This window comes from Neotamlana sedimentorum, assembly GCF_000943565.1.
In the GTDB taxonomy this organism is placed as follows: domain Bacteria; phylum Bacteroidota; class Bacteroidia; order Flavobacteriales; family Flavobacteriaceae; genus Neotamlana; species Neotamlana sedimentorum.
The window spans coordinates 229,137-245,017 of the sequence record NZ_JTDW01000007.1; the positions used below are offsets into that span (position 1 = coordinate 229,137).

21 protein-coding genes are annotated in these 15,881 nt (G+C 32.7%); 10 read left to right on the top strand and 11 right to left on the bottom strand.

Going from position 1 to position 15,881, the window contains the following annotated elements; all coding sequences use genetic code 11:
* Nucleotides 1-22: 22 nt before the first annotated feature.
* Both PW52_RS11620 and PW52_RS11625 read left to right on the top strand, forming a co-directional pair.
* Nucleotides 23-922, top strand: coding sequence for a metallophosphoesterase family protein (locus PW52_RS11620; RefSeq protein WP_044633111.1), 900 nt, complete (start codon nucleotides 23-25; stop codon nucleotides 920-922).
* A gap of 6 nt (nucleotides 923-928) precedes the next feature.
* Nucleotides 929-1,726, top strand: coding sequence for a DUF1853 family protein (locus PW52_RS11625; RefSeq protein ID WP_044633112.1), 798 nt, complete (start codon nucleotides 929-931; stop codon nucleotides 1,724-1,726).
* Between the two features lie 46 nt (nucleotides 1,727-1,772).
* Here the strand turns inward: PW52_RS11625 and PW52_RS11630 are convergent, their stop codons facing one another.
* The 5 genes from PW52_RS11630 to PW52_RS11650 all read right to left on the bottom strand — a co-directional run bounded on the left by PW52_RS11630 (nucleotide 1,773) and on the right by PW52_RS11650 (nucleotide 4,631).
* A complete protein-coding gene (locus PW52_RS11630; protein ID WP_044633113.1) occupies nucleotides 1,773-2,279 on the bottom strand; it encodes a ferritin in 507 nt (168 codons plus the stop codon).
* 88 nt (nucleotides 2,280-2,367) lie between these two features.
* Nucleotides 2,368-2,664: a hypothetical protein gene (locus tag PW52_RS11635; protein WP_044633114.1), complete on the bottom strand. Its 297-nt coding sequence runs from the start codon at nucleotides 2,662-2,664 to the stop codon at nucleotides 2,368-2,370.
* A 47-nt stretch (nucleotides 2,665-2,711) separates the two neighbouring features.
* Nucleotides 2,712-3,041, bottom strand: coding sequence for a 2Fe-2S iron-sulfur cluster-binding family protein (locus PW52_RS11640; protein WP_044633115.1), 330 nt, complete (start codon nucleotides 3,039-3,041; stop codon nucleotides 2,712-2,714).
* Between the two features lie 207 nt (nucleotides 3,042-3,248).
* Nucleotides 3,249-3,491 carry a NifU family protein gene (locus PW52_RS11645; RefSeq protein WP_044633116.1) on the bottom strand — a complete coding sequence of 81 codons (243 nt, stop codon included), beginning with the start codon at nucleotides 3,489-3,491 and terminating at the stop codon, nucleotides 3,249-3,251.
* 3 nt (nucleotides 3,492-3,494) lie between these two features.
* Nucleotides 3,495-4,631, bottom strand: coding sequence for an Mrp/NBP35 family ATP-binding protein (locus PW52_RS11650; protein WP_044633117.1), 1,137 nt, complete (start codon nucleotides 4,629-4,631; stop codon nucleotides 3,495-3,497).
* A 154-nt stretch (nucleotides 4,632-4,785) separates the two neighbouring features.
* Here PW52_RS11650 and PW52_RS11655 point away from each other — a divergent pair, with 154 nt between their 5' ends.
* Entirely contained in the window at nucleotides 4,786-5,619 is an 834-nt protein-coding gene (locus PW52_RS11655) for a hypothetical protein (RefSeq protein WP_044633118.1), read from the top strand.
* Nucleotides 5,620-5,635: 16 nt separating this feature from the next.
* Here PW52_RS11655 and PW52_RS11660 read toward each other — a convergent pair whose 3' ends face one another.
* The 3 genes from PW52_RS11660 to trmB are packed head-to-tail and all read right to left on the bottom strand — an operon-like array spanning nucleotide 5,636 to nucleotide 7,277.
* Complete coding sequence (locus PW52_RS11660; RefSeq protein ID WP_044633119.1) at nucleotides 5,636-5,965, bottom strand: MGMT family protein; 330 nt, start codon at nucleotides 5,963-5,965, stop codon at nucleotides 5,636-5,638.
* 1 nt (nucleotide 5,966) lies between these two features.
* A complete protein-coding gene (locus PW52_RS11665) occupies nucleotides 5,967-6,599 on the bottom strand; it encodes a LysE family transporter (protein WP_044633120.1) in 633 nt (210 codons plus the stop codon).
* Between the two features lie 3 nt (nucleotides 6,600-6,602).
* The gene (trmB, locus tag PW52_RS11670; protein WP_044633121.1) at nucleotides 6,603-7,277 is read right to left on the bottom strand and encodes a tRNA (guanosine(46)-N7)-methyltransferase TrmB; all 675 of its coding nucleotides are present in this window, start codon (nucleotides 7,275-7,277) and stop codon (nucleotides 6,603-6,605) included.
* Between the two features lie 207 nt (nucleotides 7,278-7,484).
* Here trmB and PW52_RS11675 point away from each other — a divergent pair, with 207 nt between their 5' ends.
* Nucleotides 7,485-8,537, top strand: a complete 1,053-nt coding sequence (locus PW52_RS11675; RefSeq protein ID WP_044633122.1) for a glycosyltransferase — start codon at nucleotides 7,485-7,487, stop codon at nucleotides 8,535-8,537.
* Here PW52_RS11675 and PW52_RS11680 read toward each other — a convergent pair.
* Together PW52_RS11680 and PW52_RS11685 are read right to left on the bottom strand one after the other, a co-directional pair.
* Entirely contained in the window at nucleotides 8,518-9,561 is a 1,044-nt protein-coding gene (locus PW52_RS11680; RefSeq protein WP_044633123.1) for a sensor histidine kinase, read from the bottom strand. The two genes, PW52_RS11675 and PW52_RS11680, sit on opposite strands and share 20 nt — an antisense overlap.
* Nucleotides 9,561-10,241, bottom strand: coding sequence for a response regulator transcription factor (locus tag PW52_RS11685; RefSeq protein WP_044633124.1), 681 nt, complete (start codon nucleotides 10,239-10,241; stop codon nucleotides 9,561-9,563). The genes PW52_RS11680 and PW52_RS11685 overlap by 1 nt, the downstream gene beginning before the upstream one ends.
* A gap of 196 nt (nucleotides 10,242-10,437) precedes the next feature.
* Between PW52_RS11685 and PW52_RS11690 the strand changes: the two genes are divergently transcribed.
* The 4 genes from PW52_RS11690 to PW52_RS11705 all read left to right on the top strand — a co-directional run bounded on the left by PW52_RS11690 (nucleotide 10,438) and on the right by PW52_RS11705 (nucleotide 14,122).
* Complete coding sequence (locus PW52_RS11690) at nucleotides 10,438-10,782, top strand: T9SS type A sorting domain-containing protein (protein WP_044633125.1); 345 nt, start codon at nucleotides 10,438-10,440, stop codon at nucleotides 10,780-10,782.
* Nucleotides 10,783-10,888: 106 nt separating this feature from the next.
* Nucleotides 10,889-12,556 (top strand): T9SS type A sorting domain-containing protein, encoded by a 1,668-nt coding sequence (locus PW52_RS17185; RefSeq protein ID WP_052823470.1) that lies wholly within the window; start codon nucleotides 10,889-10,891, stop codon nucleotides 12,554-12,556.
* Between the two features lie 83 nt (nucleotides 12,557-12,639).
* Entirely contained in the window at nucleotides 12,640-13,620 is a 981-nt protein-coding gene (locus tag PW52_RS11700) for a LuxE/PaaK family acyltransferase (protein ID WP_044633126.1), read from the top strand.
* A gap of 52 nt (nucleotides 13,621-13,672) precedes the next feature.
* Nucleotides 13,673-14,122 carry a YHS domain-containing (seleno)protein gene (locus PW52_RS11705; protein WP_044633127.1) on the top strand — a complete coding sequence of 150 codons (450 nt, stop codon included), beginning with the start codon at nucleotides 13,673-13,675 and terminating at the stop codon, nucleotides 14,120-14,122.
* A 130-nt stretch (nucleotides 14,123-14,252) separates the two neighbouring features.
* On the opposite strand, the gene PW52_RS11710 is transcribed toward PW52_RS11705, so the two are convergent.
* The gene (locus tag PW52_RS11710) at nucleotides 14,253-14,585 is read right to left on the bottom strand and encodes a single-stranded DNA-binding protein (protein WP_044633154.1); all 333 of its coding nucleotides are present in this window, start codon (nucleotides 14,583-14,585) and stop codon (nucleotides 14,253-14,255) included.
* A 267-nt stretch (nucleotides 14,586-14,852) separates the two neighbouring features.
* On the opposite strand from PW52_RS11710, the gene PW52_RS11715 reads away from it, so the two are divergent.
* Both PW52_RS11715 and PW52_RS11720 read left to right on the top strand, forming a co-directional pair.
* On the top strand, nucleotides 14,853-15,398 hold the full coding sequence (locus PW52_RS11715; protein WP_044633128.1) for a dihydrofolate reductase family protein: 546 nt from the start codon (nucleotides 14,853-14,855) through the stop codon (nucleotides 15,396-15,398).
* 188 nt (nucleotides 15,399-15,586) lie between these two features.
* Nucleotides 15,587-15,881 (top strand): transposase (locus tag PW52_RS11720; RefSeq protein ID WP_044633129.1); only part of this gene is annotated, 295 nt, incomplete at its 3' end.

The window sequence follows — 15,881 nt, forward strand, 5'->3', positions numbered from 1 at the left end:
ACGCTTTTTTTACATTTACTACATGTTTTCATCCAAAAAAAGATTAGATAACGCTTATAAAAATGCTAAAGTTGTAGAGTTCGACGACACTAGTAAATTTATTCTTTTTAGTGATTGCCACCGTGGCGACAATAGTTTTGCAGACGATTTTGCAAACAACCGTAACATTTATTTTCATGCTCTAAAATATTATTACGCCGAAGGCTTTAATTATTGCGAACTTGGTGATGGGGACGAGCTATGGGAAAACCTCTCTTTCAGTTCCATTTTAAATGCTCATAAAAATGTGTATATGCTTATGAAACAATTTCATGAAGAGCAAAAATTACACATGATTTGGGGTAACCACGATATGGTTTATAGAAATGAAAACTATGTAAAAAAGAATTTATCTACTTTTTTCGACCCTAAAATTGGAGAGGATGTACCACTTTTTGGACATATAAAATATAACGAAGCCATTATATTAAAACATTGTAGAACTGGACAAGAGCTTTTTTTAACTCATGGGCATCAAGCCGATTGGTGGAATTTTTTATTCTGGAAATGGAGCCGATTTTTAGTACGTATTTTATGGAAGCCATTAAACGTTATGGGAATTGCAGACCCAACAAGTCCGGCAAAAAACTACACAGAGCTTATAAAAGTTGAAAAACGAACCAAAAAATGGATTGCAGCCAACAATAATTTACTAACTATTGTTGGACATACGCACAGACCACGATTTCCCGAACCTGGCGATATCGCATTTTTTAACGACGGCAGCTGCGTGCACCCAAGAAGTATTACTGGTATTGAAATTGAAAACGGAGAAATTTCGCTTATAAAATGGCAAATTGCAACTAAAGACGATGGCACTTTGCAAATAGTTAGAGTATTACTTGAAGGCCCTAGAAAATTAGAAGCATACAAACCCTCATAACTAGTTATGTTCCAAAAACATTACAAAGGCTTTTTAAGCACACCAACACTTTGGGAAAGTAATACTGTTTTTAATTTACAACAGTTTAACATAAAACAATACGATTCAAAATTAAATATTAATATTGATGATAATCTTCGATTAGGCAAGTATGTTGAACGGCTTGTATCGTTTCAATTAAATCAGGAACAAAACATATTGATTTTAGCTGAAAATATTCAAATTCAAAATGATAAACTTACTTTAGGCGAACTAGATTGCTTGTTACTAAAAAACGAAAAGCCAATTCATTTAGAAATTATATATAAATTTTATTTGTATGATGCGTCTGTTGGTAACAGTGAAATTCATCATTTTATAGGTCCAAATAGAAAAGATTCTCTAATTGAAAAGTTAGACAAATTAAAAAACAAACAATTGCCTCTACTACATTCGCCCTATTGCCAACCCTATTTAAAAGCTCTCGGTTTAAAAGCTAAAACTATTGCACAGCAAGTTTATTTTAAAGCGCAATTATTTATACCATTTAATAAAACCATCATTTTAAAAACCTTAAATAACGACTGTATTGTTGGCTATTACATTTCAAAATTAGATTTAAAAAATCTCACAGATTGTAGATTTTATATACCAAAAAAGAAAGACTGGTTAACACAACCCAACACGAATGTAAATTGGATAAATTTTGATTCATTTGAAGCTTTAGCCGAAAAATATTTTACCGAAAAATTCTCCACTATGTTTTGGATGAAGCAGCCTAATGGCGAAATAAAAAAAATGTTCCTAGTTTGGTGGACAAGCTAGGAACATTTTTAAAAACTCCGAATTAAGTTCGGAATTACAAATACTTTTATTCTGTAGGAATACGTTCGTCAATCATTTTTAACGGCATACCTTCCATTAAATCGAAAAGGTCTATAATTGCTCTAAAGCTATCTTCTTCTTCAGATTGCTCTGAAACAAACCACTGCATAAAAACTTCGGTAATAAAATCGTTGTTATCTCTTGCTGCTTTAAATATTTTAAAAATCGATTCTGAAACGTTAATTTCGTGCTCTAAACCTGTTTCGAATATAGAACGTAAGCTTTCAAATTCGTTATTAACACCTGTTACGTTTGGCGAAATAGCCGCACCACCATTGTCGTTAACAAATTTAAAAATTTTCATAGCGTGCTCTCTCTCCTCTTCAGCTTGCTTATAAAAAAAAGCTTTACTGTTTAAAAGTTCACGTTGGTCGCACCAAGAAGCCATTGCTAAATAAGCAGCCGATGCTTTCATTTCCATTCCTATCTGATTATTTAACATGTCCATCACATCTGGATGAATGGACATTTGTTTTCTTATTACTGTGTTCATAACTACTACTTTTTATACAAAGTTAAAACAAATAGCACGATTTAGTAAGTATAAATAAAATTTATACAAAGTCTAAATAAATATAAATTTAAACTAAAATAGAAGCCGGAGCGTGAAAAAACAACTCTATTTCTTCTTTTAAATGAAGTAATTCTGGAATTTCTAAATAAAGTAAGTGCTGCTTATCTGCAACAAACAACAACACAAAGTTTTCGTTGTTAACAATTCTTTCTAAGGATGAAAACTGAGTTAACTTATTAATGTTACGTCTTAATTCAAGAATTTGAGGAAAACTTAAATTAATTTCATTATTTGGCGTAGTTAAAATGTACTTACAAAAGGTAAGTGCCTTAATTTCGTAACTATATTTTATATCAATTTCCATAAGATGACGGCAAATATAGTTATTTATTTAGAATAAATAAAAACAATTTAACTTTCTGGCGCCAATTCCACTTCTAAACCTTCCATATCTGGCGTCATTTGTATCTGGCAACCTAAACGGCTATTGTCTTGAACGTCGAATGCTTCCGATAACATAGCTTCTTCATCGTCGCCCATTTCGGGTAATTCGGTTTCACTTAAAACATAACATTGGCAAGATGCACACATGGCCATTCCCCCGCAAACACCAATGGTTCCTTCTGGAGCTAATTCGTAAGATCGAACCACTTCCATTAAATTCATTGCCATATCGGTTGGAGCTACCACCTCGTGTGTAACGCCATCTCTATCGGTTATTTTTATGTTTATATCACTCATTATACTTTGTTTCTATTTTTTTAAAACATATCACGTTTTATGCCACAAATTTAAGGCTTGAAAAGCTATTATTAAACTATTTAGCTTGCATTTGTAACAGTGTTATAAAAAAATAAAGAATCCTTAAAAAACAATGTTTTAAGAATTCTCTTTTTTATTAAATAAAGCGTTTTGCTTATAATTTTTTAGAAATATTAGGGTTTTATTTTATGCCTCAACATTTATTACTTCCTCAATTTGAGGTGCATGTTTTTTTATGGTCATTTCCACACCAGATTTTAAAGTCATTTGGTTAACGCTACAGCCTACACATGCCCCGTGTAATTGTACTTTTACCAGCTTCTCATCTTCAATAGAAATTAGCGAAATATCGCCGCCATCACTTTGTAAAAACGGGCGAATTTCATCTAATGCTTTTTCAATATTTATTTTTAACTCTTCTGTTGTCATATCTTATTTTTTAACGGCCGAACAACCTGCCATGGTTGTTATTTTAATGGCTTCGGTTGGTGGTAAATTATCGTTTCTTTTTACAACTTCTTGAACAACTTCTTTAGTTATTGTTTCGAAAGCCTTTTCAAGAGGTGTTGCAGTTTGCAAAGCAGCAGGACGACCAATATCTCCAGCCTCACGAATACTTTGCACTAAAGGCAATTGCCCTAAAAATGGTACGTTTAAGTCTTCGGCTAAATTTTTGGCACCTTCTTTACCAAAAATATAATATTTATTATTTGGTAACTCTGCTGGGGTAAAGTACGCCATATTTTCAATAATTCCTAAAACAGGCACTTGTATGCTTTCTTGCTGAAACATAGCAACCCCTTTTTTAGCATCAGCTAAAGCCACATTTTGCGGTGTACTTACAACCACAGCACCAGTAATTGGTAAGGATTGCATAATGCTTAAATGAATATCGCCAGTTCCTGGTGGTAAATCTATTAGTAAAAAGTCTATTTCACCCCAATGAGCATCAAAAATCATTTGATTTAACGCCTTAGCCGCCATTGGACCACGCCAAACTACAGCTTGATTTGGTTGTGTAAAAAAGCCTATAGACAAAACCTTTACTCCATAATTTTCTATAGGTTTCATTTTAGATTTACCATCTACATTAACCGCTAAAGGTTTTTCGGCCTCGACATCGAACATAATTGGAATAGATGGCCCATAAATATCGGCATCTAAAACACCAACCTTAAAGCCCATTTTAGCTAAACTAACGGCTAAATTTGCTGTTACGGTAGACTTACCAACACCACCTTTACCAGAAGCTACAGCCACAATATTTTGAATTCCCGGAATTGGATTTCCTTTTATAACATTAGTTTGTGATTTTGCTGGAGCAACTACTTTTATATTTACTTTTATTTTAGCCTTTTGGTAAACCTTTTCATGTATAGTTTTTAAAATATCGACCTCGGTACGTTTTTTAGCTTGTAAACTTGGGTTTTTTATAGTTACATCTACTATAACCTCATCACCAAAAGTTACCACATTTGTTACGGCACCACTTTCAACCATGTTTTGTCCTTCACCAGGCACTGTAATGGTTTCTAAGGCTTTAAGTATATCGTTTTTATTAAGTTTCATTCGTTTTATTAAGAATCATTCTAATATGCAAATATACGCATTTAAGACTGAAGCCTAAAACTGAATTAAGAAGTTTTATTGATATAACTATGTAAAATATTTATATAAAATGGCATAATTTGTGTGCAAGAAATTTCACAAAAACCCAACCAATATGTTAACAAAATACGCTTTAGTGCTTTTAATTATTTTGAGCTTTAATTTTTCTCAATCTCAAACCAAAATTGAAAAAGCCGAAGAAAGCTTAAAAAAACAAGAACAACCTGTTGGTTTTTATAAGGAAACTAATAATTACCCAAGCTCTAACAGAAATAGCAATTCTTATTTTGGAGAGGTTGTAGCCGAACTTTTTATTGGCTTATTTGCTTACACTGCTTACGGCGTTTTATTTGAGAGTCCGTTTGAATTTAACAGTAAAAACAATAATGCTATTTTAACCAAGCAGGTTTATTTTGAACGAAACACAGGGCATTACACTTATGAGCGGAACGATAATTCAGCCATTGGACGCACCTCAATTTCAACGAAATATATTTTTGCTAATCCTAAATTAAAAGGTAATCATTTAAATGTTGATATGCGCATTTTTAACCGATTTGCTTTAGATGTTAATTACCTTCAACTTTGGGAAAACAACACCAATTTTGGACACGATGCTCTTGCAATTTATACGGCTTTAGGCAAATACCACCGTGTTCGCACTAAGGCTTTTGATGGCTGGTGGGGTGTTGGTGCTTCTTATGTGGATGGCGAAGTAAATAGTTTTGGGTTTACCTATGGTTTGGGCGCCGAAGTATTTTTAGGAAAACCAATTAGTATTGAAAGCAGTTTTAACCAAACTTTAGTAAATCAAAACACCATTAACAAGTTTAATGCGCTTATAAATTATTACATTAACCAATATAAAATTAACGGCGGTTATGAGTATTTAAAAGTTGGCAGTCAAAACTTTTCTATGGTAAGTTTAGGCGCTGGTTTTTCGTTTTAAACTGTAGTTTATTACCTTATAATTCTTCCGAAGGATCCCAAAAAACAGCTTTAAAATTTTGAACCTGGTTATCGATAACAACAACACCTTCACTTTCTAAAAGTTGTTGCATTAAGTTTGTACCTTCAAAATGATGTTTTCCAGAAAGCAACCCATTGCGGTTTACCACACGATGTGCTGGCACATCTTTTCCATGCGAACCATTCATTGCATAACCAACCATTCTTGCACTTCTAGCAGCTCCTAAATATTTTGCAATAGCGCCATAGCTAGTAACTTTCCCGTACGGTATTTGTTTAGCTACCTCGTAAACCTTATCGAAAAAATTAAGTGTTTCTGGTTTCATATTACATCTTCTTAATAATATTTATTAAAGTAATAACGGCAATAATAGCGGTGATAGAACCAATAATATAATTCATGTTTTTTTGAGACGTAAACTGTTTTTCGCTTATTTTATCGAAAAAAGCCATGTACAAATAAAGCACTAAAAAAGATCCGGAAGCGGTACCTAAAACATAAGCTACAATATTTGAAATACTAAAATCTAGCCAACCAAACGACGCCAAAGTAATTGTCATGTAAGCCTGAAACGGTATAGGAAACACATTTAAAGCAGACATTAAAACACCTTGAAAAAACCGACTATGCTTACTTCTGCTTTTTGGTTTTTTGTCTTGCTTTTTAGGCTCAGACTTAGCAACTAAAAAGAAATAAAGTGATATGGCAATAAATAAACCACAAGCTACTTTTTGAAGAACGCTAATAACCTCGGGGTGCATTTTTAAATAACGGGCAAAAATAGCTGCTATATAAGTTTGCAAAACTACAATTAAGACGGCCCCAATAGAAAACATAACACCTCTAGTTAAGCCTTCTTTTAACCTAATTTTAGCCGCGGTAATATTTAACATGCCTGGAGGCAAAACTGCAATAAAGGCAGCCACTAAACCTAGTAAAAAAACAAAAGTTATATTCAAAACCTATTTAATTTTAAAAGCTATATAAGTAATAGGCTTTTGTAACTGTAAATATTGCGACTCGTAAAAGGTTTGAATTGCTGTAACATCTTCGGGGCTTCCTTCTTGCTTATAAACATTGTGGTTAGCATAGAGCACTTCGTGACCAGCACCATGTAATAAACCAAGTGTGTAACCATGCATAAATTCGCTATCGGTTTTTAAATTTACAACACCATCGGGTTTTAAAACTTTTTTGTAACGTTTTAAAAATTCGGCATTGGTCATACGGTGTTTTGTGCGTTTGTATTTTATTTGTGGGTCTGGGAAAGTAATCCAAATTTCATCTACTTCATTTTCACCGAAAGCATACTCTATTAACTCAATTTGGGTGCGTAAAAAAGCGACATTGTTTATACCTTCTTCAACTGCTGTTTTAGCGCCGCGCCAAAAACGGGCACCTTTAATATCGATACCAACAAAATTTTTATTAGGATATTTTTTAGCCAAGGCTACCGAGTATTCTCCTTTGCCACAACCCAACTCTAGAACAATAGGATTATTGTTTTTAAAATGGGTTTTACTCCATTTGCCTTTTAAGCTAAACTCGGAATTAACCAATTCGTCACGCGATGGTTGAATAACATTGTTAAATGTTTCGTTCTCTCTAAATCGCTTCAATTTATTTTTACTGCCCACCTAATTAATTTTTTTCTGGTAATAATTATTTTGCAAAAATACGGCAGAGATCATCTATTTTAAAAATTTGCTTAACAATTAATTATTATTTAAAATTAAATAATAAAATTTAGGAAATATACAAAAACCATAATATGCTTAATTTTGTTAAGATTAGAATTCACCTTAACTTAGTAATTAATTGATTTAAGGAGAATTAGACTATTTATGAAGAAAAGAATTTTAATTACTCCTTTAAACTGGGGATTAGGACATGCCACGCGTTGTATTCCTATTATTAATGCCTTATTAAATTTTGGCTTTGAGCCTATTATTGCTAGTGATGGTGTAGCACTTTCGTTATTACAAAAAGAATTTCCAGAGTTAACCACCTTAAAACTCCCTTCCTATAAAGTTACTTATGCTAAAAAAGGCAAGTATTTTAAGTTAAAGATGCTAAAAAACTCGCCCAAACTTTTAAACGCCATTAAGGCTGAAAAAAAAGTAATTAATAGCATTATTGACAATTATAATATTGAAGGTATAATTTCTGACAATCGCTTAGGTGTTCGAAGTAAAAAAGTGCCGTCTATTTTCATTACACATCAATTAAATGTATTAAGCGGAAACACCACTTGGCTGAGCACAAAAATTCATCAAAAAATTATAAAAAAGTTTGATGTTTGTTGGGTTCCAGACACTAACGGGAATATTAATTTAAGCGGGAAACTTGGTCATGTAAAATCGTTTGAAATTGAAACAAAATACATTGGGCCTTTAAGCCGGTTTAAAAAAACTGAAACTACTATTAAAAACGATGTTATGGTTTTAATTTCTGGCCCCGAACCACAACGCTCGTTACTAGAAGAAAAATTACTAAGCGAATTAAAAGATTTTAAAGGAAACGTTGTTTTTGTAAAAGGGAAAATGGAACGCGAACAGGTTATAGAAACTATGGGCCATATTACCACATATAATTTTATGACTTCTAATTTACTAGAAAAAACAATAAACGAGAGCGAATTAGTGATTTCAAGATCAGGCTATACTACCGTAATGGACTTAGCAAAGCTAAACAAAAAAGCATTTTTTATACCAACACCTGGGCAGTTTGAACAAGAATACTTAGCTAAAAGATTAACACAACTAGGTTTAGTACCAAGTTGTAAACAAGAAGATTTTACGATAAAAAAATTGGGACAATTACCTCTTTACAAAGGGCTAAAGTCTTTTGATTTTGAGATTGACTACACCGATTTGTTTAAGCCTTTTCTAGCGTAAACGAAAACTCACTACCTACGTTAAACTCGCTTTCTACGTAAATTTTTTCGTCATGGGCTTCAATAATATGCTTAACAATAGACAAACCTAAGCCAGAACCCCCTTCTTTTCTAGAACCACTTTTATCGACTCTAAAAAAGCGTTCAAAAAGACGTGGTACATTTTCAGAGGCTATTCCTTCACCATTATCTGTAACACGAACAATTACTTTGTTTTTTATTAGATTTTCCACGCTAATTTCAGTAGTACCTTTTTCGTTTCCATATTTAATCGAGTTTACTACCAAATTAACCAAAACCTGCTGTATACGCTCTTTGTCGGCTTTTACTAGAATAGGTTCTGGATAATCTAAATCGAAGGTTAATGTAATTTTTTTCTTGGTGGCCTTCATTTCAAGCATTTCAAAAACACTTTTGGCAAGCTCTATAATGTCAAAAATTTCTATATTTAAACTTAAATCGCCAACCTCTAATTTGGTAATCATGTCTAAATCTTTAACAATATATCCTAGACGTTCAATGCCTTTGCTGGCACGCTCAAGATATTTTTTACGAATTGCGCTATCGTCCATAGCGCCATCTAAAAGCGTTAAAATATACCCTTGAACAGTAAATAAAGGTGTTTTTAACTCATGTGAAACATTTCCTAAAAATTCTTTCCTGTATTCCTCCCTAACCTTAAGAGATTCTATTTCAATTTTTTTGTCTCTAGCAAACTTATCTATTTCTTGAGTTAAAGTTCTCATATCGGTAGTTATGGAGCCTTTTCTAAGATTAGTAGATTCTAACAGTGTTAAATCGTCGTATATTTTTTTTACACGTTTGTAAATAAAAAGTTCAACTCTAAACTGAATAATAAGAAAACAAAACAAGTATACTATTAGTGCAAAACCAAATGTAAAGTACCATTTTAACTCCTCATAAAACACCCATAAAAAAACACTCGCTAAGAGTGTTGTTAATACTGTTATATATAGCGAGGTATATAAAGCAAACCTGTATGACTTTTTAAATTTTGTTCGCATTAATCTACAAACTTGTAGCCTACACCTTTTATAGTTTTAAAGCTTTTATCACCTAATTTCTCTCTTAATTTTCTAATATGAACATCAATAGTTCTACCTCCAACAACAACTTCGTTGCCCCAAACAGTATCTAAAATTTCGTCTCTTTTAAATACTTTTCCTGGTTTAGATGCTAATAAAGATAATAATTCAAATTCTTTTCTAGGTAAAACTATTTCTTTTCCTTTGGAAGTTATTTTATACTCGTCTCGGTTTATAACTAAACTTCCAACTTTTACCGTATTTGTAACGTCTTCTTCTTTATAACGACGTAACAATGCTTTTACCTTACTAACTAAAACTTTTGGTTTTATTGGTTTTGTTATATAATCGTCGGCACCAGCCTCAAAACCTGCCACTTGAGAGTAATCTTCTCCTCTGGCAGTTAAAAAAGTTATGATAGAATTTTTTAAATCGGGGTTTTTTCTAATTATTTCACAAGCTTCAATACCGTCCATTTCAGGCATCATCACATCTAAAATAATTAATTGAGGAAGTTCTTTTTTTGCTTTTTTTACACCTTCACTTCCGTTTTCGGCTGTAATAACTTGGTAACCTTCACTAGATAAATTGTATCCTACAATTTCTAAAATGTCTGGCTCATCATCAACAAGCAAAATTTTTATGTCCTTTTTTTTCATTATAACGTACTGCTATTTTTATTTGAACAAATATAAAACTAATAACACAATTTTATTAAAAGTACCGATTTAATAACATTAAGGTAACAATTTACTTAAGAAAAATTAGTCTTTCGACGTATGAATCAAATCTTTAACAGTTTTTTGGCATCACTTTTGTAAGAATTTAATATTTTTACTAAATCTAAAAGTACCTATGAAAAAAAACTACATTTACATTTTATTATTTGTTCTGGCGTTTTTCACAACTCAATATAGTGTTGCGCAAAGTGATGCTAAATTAGCATCGGCTACTTCGCAAAATATTGAGGGGTTAGCTATTTATCCAAATCCGGTAAGTAGCGGTAAAGCTTACATTAATATTTCTACAAAATACAATTTTAAAAAGCGTGTTGAGTTTTACAATGTTCTAGGTAAACGAGTTTACTCTGTTGTGCTAACAGGTAAAGAATTAAATATTTCAAGTTTAAATCGTGGTGTTTATATCCTCAAAATTACCGAAGGTAGTTTAAGCGAAACTCGTAAATTAGTAATAAAATAATGCTAATATTATTATATAGTTAAAAAGTGGCCTTATGGCTGCTTTTTTTTTGGCTTGTATTTAAGTTAGTATTAGTTTTATCATAAATTAATTAATTCTTTTTTTTATGAAAAAACTTTACTTTTTATTACTCACAACTTTAATATCGTTTGCTTCTTTTGGGCAAACCACTGTTTTTCAAGAATCTTTTGAAAGCGGAACTTCTGGAACACCGTCTATAACATGTAATGATGGTTCGTACGACTTTTTTACTATAACAGATGGCAGCGACATAGGTTCTGGCTATTCAGTTTCTAATCCTAACGGTTCATATTTTTTTGCTGCACAAGACACCGACGCAACAGAATGTGGCGCTACAAATCCTACTTTAACTTTCACTGGAATTGATATTAGCTCATACACAAATTTAACTTTTGCAATGCTTGTTGCAGAAGACGATGATGGTTCAAACCAAGATTGGGATGCCGATACAAGCGTATTAGTGGAAATTAATATTGATGGTTCCGGATACACTTCTATTCTACAATTTTCAGGTGGTGGAGCAACAAACACAGAACCTGGACTAGATACTAATTTTGACGGAATAGCCGATTCTACACTTTTATCTGATGATTTTAGCGAATTTACAGTAAGCATTAACTCTGGAAGCTCTGCCGATTTAAGAATTACTTTTAATAATTTAAATGCTGGAGATGAAGACATCGCTATAGACAACCTTAGAATTATTGATGGTTATGTTTCTTGTGGAGTTACTTTAGGTACAGAAACTTATACCTGTAATGCATCGACAACTGGAACTACCGATGGTGTTACTATTAACATCCCTTACACTGGAATTGATGCTAGTATAACTTCTGTAACCACTTCAAGTACTGGTACAGTTGCTGGAGACAATCCTGCAACAACTACCAATGGTACGATAACCATTACTGGATTAGCAGAAGGCGACTCTTGGAATATAACGCTTAATGGTGGTGTTTGCGACGGAACTACTATTTCTGGAACTGTTGGACCAACCGAATGCTTACCAAGTACTTGTTTTGATTTAACAGGAGCTAACGAATTTGAAATTGTACAAATTTCGGCAAACGATGAAGCAGACAACTGGTTCTTATCGTCTGGAGAATATTACATAAACGGTTATTGCCCAAGTTGTACTGAAGATGCAACAGATAGCTGGTTAGTTTTTGGTCCATTAGATATGTCGAGCGCATCGAACGTTGAATTAGTATTTAATTCGGCTGAAGGATTCTCGGGATCGGACTTACAAATTTTTTATACCGATGCTTATAATGGTTGTCCAGATGCTAGTTTAACTACATGGACTACAATTTCTACAATAGCAAGCGGCGGAAGTGGATCTCATAATTTCCCAATAGCTTCAACCGGAACTGAAACTTATATTGGTATTCAATATAGCGACAGCGATGGTACTTACTCTTCTTGGACATTATCTAACATTGGTATTTACGGCTCAGCGTGTCCTACTTTAGGAGCCGTTACTGCGTCTGATTGTAACACACTTTCTACAACACAAAACCAAATTGAAGGTTTCGATATGTATCCTAACCCAACTAATTTAGGTTATGTAACTATTTTAAGTGCTAATAACACTAAAATGGAAGTTTCTGTATTTGATTTATTAGGAAAACAAGTTTTAAACAACACCGTAAAAAATAACAAACTAGATGTTTCAAACTTAAAAAGTGGCGTTTATGTTATGAAAGTAAATCAAAACGATGCCATTTCAACTAAAAAATTAGTAATAAAATAACTTTACTAAATAAACTTTTTTAAAGCGCTGCCATTGGTAGCGCTTTTTTATTTTATATACTTTTGCAATGGTAAAAACAACCTATGATAAACCCAGAAGACATTTTTAAAATAAACTCTAAAGAAGCCTTTGAGCACATGGCTCTAGAAGTGTTTAAATTTCAGTTTGAGCATAATAAGGTTTATCGTTCGTTTTGCGATTTGTTATACAAACACCCAAGTAGTGTAAAAACCATTCAAGACATTCCGTTTTTACCCATTCAATTTTTTAAAACCCACGATATTTTAAGTAGTTGCGACACTATAAATACCACTTTTACAAGTTCGGGCACAACAGGAACTGTAACCAGTAAACACCTTGTAACCAATTTGAACATTTATGAGCAAAGCTTTACCAAGGGTTTCGAGCATTTTTATGGCAATGTAAACGATTATGTAATTTTAGGTTTGCTTCCATCGTATTTAGAGCGCACAGGCTCGTCGTTAATTTATATGGTAAACCATATGATTAATGCTTCAAAACACCCCGAAAGTGGTTTTTATTTAAATAACCTTTCCGAATTAAAAACCACCTTAGAAAAACTAGATTCCGAAGGCAAAAAAGTATTGCTTATTGGCGTTTCATTCGCATTATTAGATTTGATTGAACAACATCAATTCAAACTAAAAAACACAATTGTAATGGAAACCGGCGGCATGAAAGGGCGCCGAAAAGAACTTATTAGAGCCGAATTACACAACTTACTAAAACAAGGTTTTGGTGTAAACGCAATACATAGCGAGTATGGCATGACAGAGTTATTGAGTCAAGCATACTCCAATGGTCATGGTATTTTTAATTGTCCGCCATGGATGAAGCTACTCACGCGCGACACCGAGGATGCTTTAACCATACAAAGTGCCGGAAAAACAGGCGGTATTAACGTTATAGATTTAGCTAATATTAATTCCTGCGCCTTTATTGCAACCCAAGATTTAGGAAGCGTAAAACCAAATGGCGAAATAGAAATTATTGGTCGTTTCGACAACTCCGATATTCGTGGTTGTAACCTAATGGTTTTATAATATTTTTTGTAAGTTTTAACAGGCAACATAGACTTACTAAGAAAATATTAAAATGAAATTATTTTTAGTTCTATGTTTTTTAAGTGTGTGTACTCTGCAAGCACAACAAATAGATTATAACTTAAAAAAAGGCTATGTAGCCGAAGGTTACGATGTTGTTTCCTATTTTAAAGGTACTCCAGTAGAAGGTAAAAAAGACCTAACTACAACATACAGCGGGGCAAAATTTAAATTTAGCACGACAGAAAATTTACAAAAGTTTAAAAAAGATCCCGAACGTTATATTCCTCAATACGGTGGCTATTGTGCTTATGCCATAGCCGAAAAAGGAGAAAAAATTGGTATAGACCCAGAAACCTATCAAATTAAAGATGGCAAACTCTATTTATTTTACAATGCTTGGGGTATAAACACCTTAAAATCTTGGAAAAAAGCTGGAGATACTAAACTACAACAGCTAGCAGATAACAACTGGAAAAGCATAAAATTTAAAAAAGATTAAATTTTTGTAAGGTTAAATTATATTACCGACAAAACTAATGTGAAGAAAAAGAAAGATTATTAATTTTTGGTTAATTAGTTAATTAAAGCCTGATTTTTTCAAATCAGGCTTTAAAATTTTAAAGGACATTTTATTTGCCTAACATAAGTAGTTCGTTACATACCACTTCGGTAATGTAGCGTTTGTTTCCTTGTTTATCTTCATAGCTTCGTGAAGTTAATTTTCCCTCAATAGCAACCTCGTTACCTTTGCTTAAATATTTCTCTATTATTTGTGCCGTTTTACCCCAAGCAACCACAGCATGCCATTGGGTATCGGTTATTTTTTCACCTTTATTATTGGTGTAACTATCGTTTGTAGCCATATTAAATTTAGCTAATGTTTTACCAGATTCAAGATTAATAATTTCTGGATTGTTTCCTAAGTTACCAATCAACTGTACTTTGTTTCTAAGCGTGTTCATAATTTTAATTTTAAATGTTAAACAGTTAATACTATCGTGTTTTGTATAACGACATGGCAAAGATGCAACTGGAATAAAATTATAAACGGTTATTAAATATTTGTGTTCGTTTGTAAATGTTTGTAGTCGTTTAAATCGGCTTAATTATCTTAAAATAGAAGGCCTTTAAAAAAAGCCTTATATGTAAGAATTTCTTATATTTATTGTTATTACGAGTTGTAAGCAAGCTGAAAACAAGATTGTAACTTTGACGAAAAACAGTAAAAAGTGAGAAAATTAAAACTTCAAATTCAACTCTCGATTGATGGATTCATTTCTGGTCCAAACGGAGAAATGGACTGGATGATTTGGAATTGGGATGAAAGACTAAAGAACTTCGTCAAAGAAATAACAGAATCGACTGACACCATTGTATTAGGACGAAAACTTGCTGAAGGATTTATTCCACATTGGAAATCCAACAAAGAATTGGAAGGTGCTGAAAAAATTAATAACTCAAATAAAATAGTTTTTACAAAAACACTCGAAAATACTGAATGGGAAAATACTCTTTTGGAAAAAGGAGATTTAGTCGAAAAAATAGAAAAATTAAAGTCCTCAACTGGAAGTGACATAATTGCCTATGGAGGAGGCGAATTTGTTTCTTCACTAATTAGAGAAAATTTAATTGACGAATATTATTTTTTCATTAATCCTTCGATTTTGGGGAAAGGAATGCCAATATTTGAGAAAGTTGATTATAAAACTGAATTAAAACTGGAAAGTGCAAAAGCCTACGAATGTGGAATAACAGTTTTGACATATAAAAAGTAAAAGCCAGCTTACAACAATGTATAACCGCAATTACGGCGGATTCGACTACGTCCGAATCCACTCGGAATTGCTAAAGTCTGTGCCAAACCGAAAACTAACGCATATTAACCCGTAACTGACGGTTATACGAGACCGTTGTGCTGCATTTTTGACCCGTCCTGAATAAAGGCTACATAATTTTAAACATTATGTATAGAAATGACAAAGTAATTAGACGGTATTCAGAACCTTTTAAACTGAAAATTTTAGACGAACTTACAACCGGAAAACTAAACAAATATCAACTAGGTAAAGCATACGGTATTGCACCTACAACCATTAACGAATGGATTAGAAAGTACAACCGTAAAGACCTGATGAACACTAGAATTAAGGTGGAAACTAAAGATGAAATAACACGTATTAAAGCGCTTCAAAAAGAAATCAAACAACTAAAACAACTCTTACTCAAAAAGGATTTAGATGCTTTGGTGCTGGACTCTT

Excerpts from the sequence above, each read along its gene's own strand:
- PW52_RS11620 (WP_044633111.1), top strand. The coding sequence starts at position 23 with ATGTTTTCATCCAAAAAAAGATTAGATAACGCTTATAAAAATGCTAAA.
- PW52_RS11625 (WP_044633112.1), top strand. The coding sequence starts at position 929 with ATGTTCCAAAAACATTACAAAGGCTTTTTAAGCACACCAACACTTTGG.
- PW52_RS11630 (WP_044633113.1), bottom strand. The coding sequence starts at position 2,279 with ATGAACACAGTAATAAGAAAACAAATGTCCATTCATCCAGATGTGATG.
- PW52_RS11635 (WP_044633114.1), bottom strand. The coding sequence starts at position 2,664 with ATGGAAATTGATATAAAATATAGTTACGAAATTAAGGCACTTACCTTT.
- PW52_RS11640 (WP_044633115.1), bottom strand. The coding sequence starts at position 3,041 with ATGAGTGATATAAACATAAAAATAACCGATAGAGATGGCGTTACACAC.
- PW52_RS11645 (WP_044633116.1), bottom strand. The coding sequence starts at position 3,491 with ATGACAACAGAAGAGTTAAAAATAAATATTGAAAAAGCATTAGATGAA.
- PW52_RS11650 (WP_044633117.1), bottom strand. The coding sequence starts at position 4,631 with ATGAAACTTAATAAAAACGATATACTTAAAGCCTTAGAAACCATTACA.
- PW52_RS11655 (WP_044633118.1), top strand. The coding sequence starts at position 4,786 with ATGTTAACAAAATACGCTTTAGTGCTTTTAATTATTTTGAGCTTTAAT.
- PW52_RS11660 (WP_044633119.1), bottom strand. The coding sequence starts at position 5,965 with ATGAAACCAGAAACACTTAATTTTTTCGATAAGGTTTACGAGGTAGCT.
- PW52_RS11675 (WP_044633122.1), top strand. The coding sequence starts at position 7,485 with ATGAAGAAAAGAATTTTAATTACTCCTTTAAACTGGGGATTAGGACAT.
- PW52_RS11680 (WP_044633123.1), bottom strand. The coding sequence starts at position 9,561 with ATGCGAACAAAATTTAAAAAGTCATACAGGTTTGCTTTATATACCTCG.
- PW52_RS11685 (WP_044633124.1), bottom strand. The coding sequence starts at position 10,241 with ATGAAAAAAAAGGACATAAAAATTTTGCTTGTTGATGATGAGCCAGAC.
- PW52_RS11690 (WP_044633125.1), top strand. The coding sequence starts at position 10,438 with ATGAAAAAAAACTACATTTACATTTTATTATTTGTTCTGGCGTTTTTC.
- PW52_RS17185 (WP_052823470.1), top strand. The coding sequence starts at position 10,889 with ATGAAAAAACTTTACTTTTTATTACTCACAACTTTAATATCGTTTGCT.
- PW52_RS11700 (WP_044633126.1), top strand. The coding sequence starts at position 12,640 with ATGATAAACCCAGAAGACATTTTTAAAATAAACTCTAAAGAAGCCTTT.
- PW52_RS11705 (WP_044633127.1), top strand. The coding sequence starts at position 13,673 with ATGAAATTATTTTTAGTTCTATGTTTTTTAAGTGTGTGTACTCTGCAA.
- PW52_RS11710 (WP_044633154.1), bottom strand. The coding sequence starts at position 14,585 with ATGAACACGCTTAGAAACAAAGTACAGTTGATTGGTAACTTAGGAAAC.